We start from the raw sequence: 7,178 nt of genomic DNA on the forward strand, positions 1-7,178 counted from the left end.
TTCAACGGCCGCTCAAGATGCTCATCGAAGGCCGCGCACACCTCGTCCAGCGCACCCGCGAACACCGGGTACTGCGCATACAGCTCGCGCCCCATCCCAACCCGCTGGCTGCCCTGCCCCGTGAACAGGAAGCCCAGTCGGCCCGAGGCCGCCGTGCCCCGCAGGGCGCCCTGCCCGTCGACCAGCTGGTCGAGGCCGGCCAGCAGCCCGTCGCGGTCGGCGGCCACGACGGCCGCCCGGTGGGGGAACGGCGTGCGCTGCGTGGCGAGGGCGAGGCCCGCGGCCGCGAGGTCCAGTCCGGGCCGCGCAGCGAGGAACTCCCGCAGACGGGCGGCCTGGTCGAGGACCGCGTCCGGGGTCTTGGCGGAGATCAGCCAGGGCACCACGGGGAGGGCGTCCGCCTCCACCGTGTCCGAGGGCTCCTCGGCCGGGGCTTCCTCCACGATGACGTGGGCGTTCGTACCGCTGATGCCGAACGAGGAGACACCGGCACGCCGGACCCGCTCCCCCGCCGGCCACGGCCGGGCCTCGGTCAGCAGCGACACGGAGCCCGCCGCCCAGTCCACGTGGCTGCTCGGGGCGTCCACGTGGAGGGTCATGGGCAGGCTCTCGTGGCGCAGCGCCTGGACCATCTTGATGATGCCCGCAACGCCCGCCGCGGCCTGGGTGTGGCCCAGGTTGGACTTCACCGACCCGAGCCACAGCGGCCGGTCTTCCGGCCGGTCCTGGCCGTACGTGGCGAGCAGCGCCTGCGCCTCGATCGGGTCGCCGAGCTTCGTACCGGTGCCGTGGCCCTCGACGACGTCCACGTCCGTGGCCGTCAGCCGCGCGCTGGCCAGCGCCTGCCGGATGACCCGCTGCTGGGCGGGCCCGTTGGGGGCGGTGAGCTGGCTGCTGGCACCGTCCTGGTTGATCGCGGAGCCGCTGACGACGGCCAGCACGCGGTGGCCGTTCTTCCGCGCATCGGAGAGCTTCTCCAGAACGAGAACGCCCACACCCTCGCCCCAGCCGGTCCCGTCCGCGGCCTCGGCGTACGGCTTGCAGCGGCCGTCGGCGGCCAGACCGCGCTGGCGGCTGAAGTCGATGAAGGTCTCGGGGGTGGCCATGACGGTGACACCGCCGGCCAGGGCCATGGTGCATTCGCCGTTGCGCAGGGCCTGGGCGGCGAGGTGGACGGCGACCAGCGACGAGGAGCACGCGGTGTCGATGGTGACGGCCGGACCCTCCAGGCCGAGCGCGTACGCGACGCGGCCGGAGACGACGCTCGCCGCGCTGCCGTTGCCGAGGAAGGCGCCGAGGTCGTCGGGGACGTCGCTCAGGCGGGAGCCGTAGTCGTGGTACATGACGCCGGCGAAGACGCCGAGGTGGGCGCCGCGCACACTCTGCGGGTCGATGCCCGCGCGCTCCAGGGCCTCCCAGGAGGTCTCCAGGAGCAGGCGCTGCTGCGGGTCGGTGGCGAGGGCCTCGCGCGGGCTGATCCCGAAGAAGTCGGCGTCGAAGTCGGCGGCGCGGTCGAGGAAGCCGCCGTGCCGGGAGTAGGTCTTGCCGGGGGCGTCCGGGTCCGGGTCGTAGATGCCCTCGGTGTCCCAGCCGCGGTTCTCGGGGAACGCGGAGACGGCGTCGCGGCCGTCGGCGAGCAGCTCCCACAGTTCGTCGGGGGTGGTGACGTCACCGGGGTAGCGGCAGGCCATGCCGACGATGGCTATGGGTTCGCGTTGCCGGTTTTCCTCTTCGTGCAGTCGGCGCCGGGTTTCCCGCAGCTCTGCGGTCGCCCGCTTGAGGTAGTCGAGGAGCTTCTGTTCGTTCGACTCTGCCGACACGTGGTCCACCTCGCGGAAGAACGGGAGATACGGGAATGCGGGAATGCGGGAACGCGGCAACGCAAAAATCCGAAATACGGAAACCATTGATCGCTCTGACGAGGCTATTTCGCGCCATGCGGCCGAACCACCCCTGACGACCCCTATCGGACCGGTGTGACCACACGCCGAAGGGCGCGGCAGCACAGGTGCTGCCGCGCCCTTCGAAGGCTCGGGCGGAGCTCAGGCCGCGGCCGCGAACAGCCCGGTGAGCGTGGCCCACAGGGAGCCGGGGGTCGCGAACGTCTCCATGGCCAGGGCGTCGTCGGTGAAGGTGACCTGGTAGGTGTTCTCCAGCTCGATGAGCAGGTCGACGATGCCGAGCGAATCAAGTCCGAAGTCGCGCAGATCGAGGTCCGCGGAGAATTCGGCGTCGTCGGGCAGGAAGGTCAGGTGCGGCCTGACAATGGGTTCGAAACGGCTGTCCCACACCATGGGGATTTCCTTTCCAGCGGCCACGGGCCGCTCAGTCGCGGGCCAGGACGCACTCGATGACGCTGTGCTCCGTGGAGAGGTTCTTGATGGAGCGGACCTCCAGGCCGGCCTTGGCGGCCTGGGCGCGCATGTCGTCCTCGCCGCGGATGCGGGTGCCCTCCTCGCAGACGACCATCTGGAACAGGGAGCGGATGGCGGAGGCGTTGTCGTGGCCGAGGAGCGGCTCGATGACGAAGAGGACCGGCTCGGCGGCGACGCCCTCGGACTCCTCGATCGTGCGGACCATGGCGCGCTGGACGCTCTCCAGGATCTTGCTGCTGCTCTCGGGGCTCCAGTTGTGCAGGACGTTCTTGAGGAAGTACGCGTCCGCGCCGCTGGGGACCTCGGTGAAGAAGTCGGCCTCGGTGAAGGACAGCCGGCCCTGCAGGTCGGTGTCCCCGGACTCGGCGAGGATGCGGGCGCCGCGGGCGGCGACGTCGCCGCGCTCGGCGACCGTGCCCGTGATGTCGGGGTGGGCGGACAGGATGCCCTTGAGCAGGTGCCCGGTGCCGCCGCCGACGTCGATGACGTGGCTGATCTCGGAGAAGTCGAAGTCGCGGGCGAGTTCGGCGGCCGCCGGGCGGGTGATGTCGGCCATGGCCCGGTCGTAGACCTCGCCGGCCTCCGGGTCGCGGTCCATGTAGGCGTAGATGGAGCTGCCGTACTCGGAGCGGGAGGAGGGGGCGCCGGTCTTGACGGTGGTGAGCAGGTCGCGCCACACGTCGTAGTACATCTCGCCGCCCAGCACGCACCAGTAGCGCATGGAGCGCGGGTGGTCGTCGCGCAGTTGCTGCGAGAGCTCGGTGTGGCCGAACGTGCCGTCCTCGTTCTCGTGGAAGACGCCGACTATGCCGAGGACGCGCATCAGGTAGAGCACGCCGTCGGGGTGGGAGTCGGTGAGTTCGGCGATCTCCTCGGCCGTCTTGGGGCCGTCGGCGAGGTGGTCTGCGATGCCGAGGCGGGCGGCGACGCCCAGGGAGCGGGAGATCCATCCCATGCCGGCGAGCTGCAGGAGCTGCATCCTTGTTCCATCTCCTCAGTGAGTGGGGTGGTGCGGTGGGCGGGAGTCGGTGGGGGCGAGCCGCAGGACGGTGCGGTGTTCGAGCACGTCCTGCAGGCTCAGGCGCAGTCCGTGTCTGCGGGCCCGGCCGACGACTTGTGCGGCGCCGAGGCTGGTACCGCCGAGGGCGAAGAAGTCGTCGTCGACTCCGACCTTCGGGGCCTGGGTGAACTGGGCGAACAGGGAGCACAGCAGCTCCTGTTCGGGGGTCTCGGGGGCCCGGTACGCGGTGCGCGCGGTGAACTTCGGCTTGGGCAGCTCGGCGGTGTCGAGCTTGCCGTTGGCGTTCAGCGGCAGCGCGTCCAGGGTCAGGAACGCCGTCGGCACCATGTAGTCGGGCAGCGTCCGGGCGAGGTGGGACCGCAGTCGGCGCTCGTCCAGTACGTCGATACCGGCGGCGGGGACGGCGTACGCGACCAGGTGCACCTCGCCGGACGGCTCGCGGTGCACGGTGACGGCGGTGCGGCCCACGTCGGGGTGGCGCAGCAGGGCCGTCTCGATCTCGCCGAGCTCCACGCGGTAGCCGCGGATCTTGATCTGCCCGTCGAGGCGGCCGAGGTACTCCAGGATCCCGTCGTCCCCGGCGCGCACCAGGTCGCCGGTGCGGTACATGCGGCTGCCGGGCGGGCCGTACGGGTCGGCGACGAAGCGTTCGGCGGTGAGGGAGGGGCGGCCGAGGTAGCCGCGGGCCAGCTGGGTGCCCGCGATGTACAGCTCGCCGGGGGTGCCGGGGGCGACGGGCCGCAGCAGGTCGTCGAGGACGTGCAGGCGGCTGGTGCTGGTGGGGCGTCCGATGGGCACGGCGGCGCCAGGGGTCAGGGGGTCCTCGGGGGCCAGGACGTGCACGCAGCAGCCGACGGCGGCCTCGGTGGGACCGTACTCGTTGACGATGGTGACGCCGGGGTTGCGGCGGCGGAAGGTGTCGACGACCTCGCTGAGCAGCTGTTCGCCGCCGACGACGAGCTGCCCGGTGGGCGCCGCGCCGTCGGGGAGGGTGTCGAGCAGCGCCATGTGCGAGGGGGTGACCTTCAGCAGACTGGCCTGCTGCCCGCCGGGCTCCTCCAGGGCGGCGATGCGGACCGCGCCGCCGTGCAGCAGGGGCGCGTACAGGGTGGTGACGGTCATGTCGAAGGCGACCGAGGAGTGCAGCAGGGCACTGCCGGCGGCGCTCGGGTACAGGGCGCGGGCGTCGCCCAGGTAGGCGGCCAGCGCCCGGTGGGTGACCACGACGCCCTTGGGCCGGCCGGTGGAACCGGAGGTGTAGATGACGTACGCGGGATGGTCCGGATCCAGCGGCGTACGGCGCTCGCCGTCGGAGACGGGGTGCGCGGGTATGGCGTCCAGGGCCCGGACGGTGTCCGGGTCATCGAGGAGAACGACCGAACCCGCGGCACCGAGACCGGCACCACCCTCACCGCTCGTGAGGAGGAGGACGGGGCGGGAGTCCTCCAGCATGTACGAGAGGCGCTCGCGCGGGTTGTCGAGGTCGACCGGCAGGTACGCGGCGCCGGCCTTGAGGACGGCGAGGAAGGCGACGACGAGCTCCGCGGAGCGGCGCAGCCCGACGGCGACGAGGTCCTCGGGCCCGATGCCCCGCTCGATGAGGTACCGGGCGAGCCGGTCCGCACGCTCGTGGAGCTCCGCGTACGTGAGCGCGGCGCCGCCGTGCACGAGAGCGGTGGCCCCGGGCGTCAGCCGGGCCTGCGCGGCGAGCGACTCCGGCACGAGCACGGTGGCAACGGAATCGGCAGCGGCCCGAACGGGCCGGCCTGTGGTGGCGATGGTCATGGGTGGTTCACCTGCCCGCGGGCTGTCGGTGGCGGTCGGACGCGATCAGGGCGCTCACGGCGCGGGCCGCGGCCGGGGCGCGCAGCAGGTCGTCGTGCGGGACGTCGATGCGCAGCTCGCGGCCGACCGGGTGGCGGGGGGCCGCGGAGGTCACCGCGGTCGCCCCGGCCCAGGCGGCGGGGTCGGCGAGGTCGGCGGCGGCGGTCAGGTAGCCGACGAGCGCGCTGAAGGCACCGGACAGCTCGTCGCGGATGTCGTCGTCGAGGTCGAGGCGCTCGGCGGTGGTGGCGACGGCCTCGCCGAAGGCCTGCTCGAGGACCAGGCCGGTGGAAGCGACCGCACCCGTCCCGTCGGGGCCGCCCTGCTGCTCCAGCCGGTTCCCCACCGCATGGAAGGCGGCGAGTTCCGCCTCGTCGAGCACGGCAGCGAGCGTGCCCCCGACCCCGTGGAAGTTCCGGAACATCCCGTCACATGACGGAAGTTCGGGGTCGAGCAGGATCACCTGCGGCCGCTCCTGCCACTCGCCGATCCGGTCGGCGAGGGCGGCGGCGAAGACCGAACCGGCGCAGTAGCCGGCCACGGCGGCTACGCGGGTGCCCTCCTCGCGCAGCCCGGCCAGCCACCAGTCGAGGTAGGCCCCGCCGGTCCGGGCGACCTCGTCGCCCGGCAGCGGCGGCAGGCTGGCCCACACGGTCAGCGGCGGGTCCAGGAGCGGGGCCAGGTCGGCGAACTGGGCCTGCTCGCGGCCGCTGCCGGTGAAATCGACCACCAGCGTGACCGCGTCGTCCGCGCCATGACTCAGCGCTCTCCACGCTCTCGGGCTCACCGTGATTCCCAATCCTTGCGACGTCAGGAACTTCACTTCACGCTAGGGTCCCGGCCTTGATCTGCGGACCCCTACCGTTCCCGGCCGGACCCCTAACAGCCGACCGGGCGTACTGCGGGGGCGGGGTCAGCCCGCCCCGACAGCGCTGACCAGCACCCGCTCGCGAATGACATCGAGAACCTCCTCGGGCCGATCGGCGAGGTAGAAGTGGCCGCCGCCGGGGAAGACCCGCAGCTCGATGCCGGCGCTGGTGTGCTCCTCCCAGGCGCGCGCCTCGGCCAGGGTGGTGGTGGGGTCGTTGTCGCCGACGAGGACGGAGACCGGGGTGTCGATCCGGGTGCCGGGCTCCGCCCGGTAGGTCTCCACGGCCCGGTAGTCGTTGCGGATGGAGGGGATCGCCATGCGCATGATCTCCTCGTTGCCCAGGACCCGGGCGTCGGTGCCGCTGAGCCGGCGCAGCTCCTGGATGAGCCCGTCGTCGTCCCGGGTGTGCACCCGGTCGGCCCGCGTCCGCGAGGGAGCACGCCGCGCCGAAGCGAACAGCCGCACGGGCCCGGGCAGCGCGGCGTCCTGGAGCCGACGCGTCACCTCGAAGGCGACGGTTGCCCCCATGCTGTGCCCGAACAGGTACACCGGCACGTCCGGTTCGGCAGTCACCAGGGCTGCAAGCTCACTGAAAATCCGGTCGGCGAGCACGGCAACGCTGTCGATCAGCGGCTCCCCGCGCCGGTCCTGACGCCCCGGATACTGAACGGCGAGCACGTCGATGTCGGGGGCCAGGGCCTGCGCAACGGGAAAGTAGAAACTGGCCGATCCCCCGGCATGCGGAAAACAAACCAGCCGCGGAGCCCCGGGCCGAGCGTCACCATAGCGACGCAGCCAAACACTGTCAGTGGCGGGACGAGAGCTCACGAAAGCCTCCTCAGGCTAGATCAAACGGCAATACGGCGATACAGCGACACAAATCCAGCCCGCCCGGCACCATCCAGCCCGCCCGGCACCATCCAGCCGACGCGGCACCATCCAGCCCACGCGGCACCATCCGGCCCGCCCGGCACCATCCAGCCCGGGCGGCACCATCCAGCCCCGCCGGCGTTTGAGGCGCGGGGGTCCGGGGGCGGAGCCCCCGGGGGGTGCGGGGCGCAGCCCCGCAGCGGGGCCCGGGGCCGCC

Annotated in this window: 6 protein-coding genes; all 6 read right to left on the bottom strand. The window is 72.3% G+C overall.

Annotated features, from left to right (window positions below; all coding sequences use genetic code 11):
* Positions 1-1,820: type I polyketide synthase (locus ABZ924_RS37620; RefSeq protein ID WP_361920090.1), on the bottom strand; the 1,820-nt coding region annotated here is incomplete at its 3' end.
* A 222-nt stretch (positions 1,821-2,042) separates the two neighbouring features.
* A complete protein-coding gene (locus tag ABZ924_RS37625) occupies positions 2,043-2,294 on the bottom strand; it encodes an acyl carrier protein (RefSeq protein WP_361920092.1) in 252 nt (83 codons plus the stop codon).
* 31 nt (positions 2,295-2,325) lie between these two features.
* A complete protein-coding gene (locus tag ABZ924_RS37630; RefSeq protein ID WP_361920094.1) occupies positions 2,326-3,354 on the bottom strand; it encodes a methyltransferase in 1,029 nt (342 codons plus the stop codon).
* Positions 3,355-3,369: 15 nt separating this feature from the next.
* Positions 3,370-5,181 (bottom strand): non-ribosomal peptide synthetase, encoded by a 1,812-nt coding sequence (locus ABZ924_RS37635; RefSeq protein ID WP_361920096.1) that lies wholly within the window; start codon positions 5,179-5,181, stop codon positions 3,370-3,372.
* A gap of 7 nt (positions 5,182-5,188) precedes the next feature.
* A complete protein-coding gene (locus ABZ924_RS37640; protein ID WP_361920098.1) occupies positions 5,189-6,007 on the bottom strand; it encodes a hypothetical protein in 819 nt (272 codons plus the stop codon).
* Positions 6,008-6,133: 126 nt separating this feature from the next.
* Positions 6,134-6,919 (bottom strand): alpha/beta fold hydrolase, encoded by a 786-nt coding sequence (locus tag ABZ924_RS37645; RefSeq protein ID WP_361920100.1) that lies wholly within the window; start codon positions 6,917-6,919, stop codon positions 6,134-6,136.
* Between the last annotated feature and the right edge of the window lie 259 nt (positions 6,920-7,178).

The organism is Streptomyces sp. NPDC046876, from assembly GCF_040645035.1.
GTDB lineage: Bacteria > Actinomycetota > Actinomycetes > Streptomycetales > Streptomycetaceae > Streptomyces.

What these genes read in the sequence shown, in the direction of transcription:
- ABZ924_RS37630 (WP_361920094.1), bottom strand. Translation starts at nt 3,354, where the DNA reads ATGCAGCTCCTGCAGCTCGCCGGCATGGGATGGATCTCCCGCTCCCTG.
- ABZ924_RS37625 (WP_361920092.1), bottom strand. Translation starts at nt 2,294, where the DNA reads ATGGTGTGGGACAGCCGTTTCGAACCCATTGTCAGGCCGCACCTGACC.
- ABZ924_RS37635 (WP_361920096.1), bottom strand. Translation starts at nt 5,181, where the DNA reads ATGACCATCGCCACCACAGGCCGGCCCGTTCGGGCCGCTGCCGATTCC.